The organism is Streptomyces xylophagus, assembly GCF_000716435.1.
Taxonomy (GTDB): Bacteria; Actinomycetota; Actinomycetes; order Streptomycetales; family Streptomycetaceae; genus Streptomyces; species Streptomyces xylophagus.
Genome location: NZ_JNWO01000139.1, coordinates 1 through 462, shown reverse-complemented (window position 1 = coordinate 462; position 462 = coordinate 1). Strand labels below are relative to the sequence as shown.

Sequence of the window (462 nt, the reverse complement as noted above, 5' to 3'; positions counted from 1 at the left end):
AATTTGCTCACTCTTGATCGCACGGGTCGCCCCCGCGAGCTATGCGCCTCACGCGTGAGAAACGTCACCTAACACCCCCTTTGGAGCCCCCGAACATGGCAAACACGTCGCATTCGCCTCGTCGCCGGGGCGGTGTTGACGCTTGCGTCAACGAACTACCGAAGACCATCAAGATCGGTGCCTACGATTGGACGATCTGCATCCGAGATGGAGCGGACGACAAGTACGGTCAAGCCGATTTCGAGTACAGCCAGATCAACATCTGGCCGAGAAACCTAACGAGCCCCGGTCACGGCGTCGGAATAGTGCTGCATGAATGCCTGCACGTCATATTCGACAACCACGGGCTCGGCAGACTGAAGCGGGATAAAGAGGATCGTGAAGAGCAGATCGTTCTCGGCTTCGAGGCGGGCCTGGTCTCGCTGTTCCGCGACAATCCGAAGCTGCTCGTCTGGATGAGGC

General features: G+C 58.4%; 1 protein-coding gene. It reads left to right on the top strand.

Annotation, left to right across the window (positions count from 1 at the left end; all coding sequences use genetic code 11):
* Positions 1-95: 95 nt before the first annotated feature.
* A partial coding sequence (locus OO70_RS55210) for a hypothetical protein (protein WP_152925610.1) occupies positions 96-462 on the top strand: 367 nt, incomplete at its 3' end.